The sequence below is a fragment of the Natronococcus amylolyticus DSM 10524 genome (assembly GCF_000337675.1).
Taxonomy (GTDB): domain Archaea; phylum Halobacteriota; class Halobacteria; order Halobacteriales; family Natrialbaceae; genus Natronococcus; species Natronococcus amylolyticus.
The window spans coordinates 1-2,002 of record NZ_AOIB01000022.1 but is presented as its reverse complement, the minus strand read 5'-3'; the positions used below and the strand labels follow the sequence as shown (position 1 = coordinate 2,002).

At 57.2% G+C, this 2,002-nt stretch carries 1 rRNA gene; it reads left to right on the top strand.

Annotated elements, in window-relative coordinates:
* Positions 1-2,002: ribosomal RNA gene (locus tag C491_RS23490) — 23S ribosomal RNA — on the top strand; the annotation flags it as partial.

Sequence of the window (2,002 nt, the reverse complement as noted above, 5' to 3'; positions counted from 1 at the left end):
CCAACTCCAAACTTACGAACGCCGCTGACGCAGGGAGTCCGGTGCGCGGGGTAAGCCTGTGTACCGTGAGGGAGACAACCCAGAGCTGGGTTAAGGTCCCCAAGTGTGGACTAAGTGCGATCGAAGGTGGTTCCGAGCCCTAGACAGCCGGGAGGTGAGCTTAGAAGCAGCTACCCTCTAAGAAAAGCGTAACAGCTTACCGGCCGAGGTTCGGAGCGCCCAAAATGATCGGGGCTCAAGTCCACCACCGAGACCTAGCGGCATCCTTTACCGGATGATCCCGTAGGTCGGCGTTCTGTTCGGGTGGAAGCACGGCTGAGAAGTCGTGTGGACCGTTCAGTAACGAAAATCCTGGTCATAGTAGCAGCGTTAGTCGGGTTAGACCCCCGACGGCCGAACGAGTAAGGGTTCCTCAGCAATGCTGATCAGCTGAGGGTTAGCCGGTCCTAAGTCCCCCCGTAATTCGAAGGGGACAACAGGGAAACAGGTTAATATTCCTGTGCCAGTGTGCANCAAAGCCGACGCTTTGGGGCCGCCTCTGCTGGGCCTTCGCCCAGTCGAACAGTCGAAGATCGTGGAAGCCGTAATGGCACGAAGCGATCGAATGGCTGGATAGCGTAAGAGAGGTCAACCCAGAGCCCGTGAAAAGGCGAGCACACTGTCCGTACCGAGATCCGACACAGGTACTCATGGCGGCGAAAGCCAAGGTCTGTCGGGAGTAACCGACGTTAGGGAATTCGGCAAGTTAGTCCCGTACCTTCGGAAGAAGGGATGCCTGCCCCGCAAAGGGGCAGGTCGCAGTGACTCGGACGCTCCGACTGTCTAGTAACAACATAGGTGACCGCAAATCCGTAAGGACTCGTACGGTCACTGAATCCTGCCCAGTGCGGGTATCTGAACCCCCCTTACAAGGGGACGAAGGACCCGTTAACGGCGGGGGTAACTATGACCCTCTTAAGGTAGCGTAGTACCTTGCCGCTTCAGTAGCGGCTTGCATGAATGGATCAACGAGAGCGTCACTGTCCCAACGTTGGGCCCGGTGAACTGTACGTTCCAGTGCGGAGTCTGGAGACCCCCAAGGGGAAGCGAAGACCCTATAGAGCTTTACTGCAGGCTGTCACTGAGACGTGGTCGCCATTGTGCAGCATAGGTAGGAGGCGTTACACAGGTAGCCGCGCTAGCGGCTCACCGAGCCAGCATTGAAATACTACCCGATGGTGACTGCGACTCTCACTCCTGGCGGAGGACACTGGTAGCCGGGCAGTTTGACTGGGGCGGTACGCGCTTGAAAAGATATCGAGCGCGCCCCAAGGTTTCCTCACCCGAGTCGGAGACTCGGGAAAGAGCGCAAGAGCAAACGGAAGCCTGACAGTGTCCGGCACAACGACGGACGCTGACGCGAAAGCGTGGTCTAGCGAACCAATCATCCTGCTTGATGCGGGAGATTGCTGACAAAAAAGCTACCTTAGGGATAACAGAGTCGTCACCCGCAAGAGCACATATCGACCGGGTGGCTTGCTACCTCGATGTCGGTTCCCTCCATCCTGCCCGTGCAGAAGCGGGCAAGGGTGAGGTTGTTCGCCTATTAAAGGAGGTCGTGAGCTGGGTTTAGACCGTCGTGAGACAGGTCGGCTGCTATCTATTGGGGGTGTTACGGTATCTGACGGGAACGTTCGTATAGTACGAGAGGAACTACGAATGGGTGCCACTCGTGTACCGGCTGTNCTATCTATTGGGGGTGTTACGGTATCTGACGGGAACGTTCGTATAGTACGAGAGGAACTACGAATGGGTGCCACTCGTGTACCGGCTGTCCGAGAGGGCACGCGCCGGGCAGCGACGCACCACGGGGTAAGAGCTGAACGCATCTAAGCTCGAAACCCACCTGGAAAAGAGATACCACCGAGATCACTCGTAGAAGACGAGGTCGATAGACTCGGGGTGTACGCGCCAAGGCAACGAGGCGTTGAGCCCGCGAGCACTAACTGATCGAGCCACACAT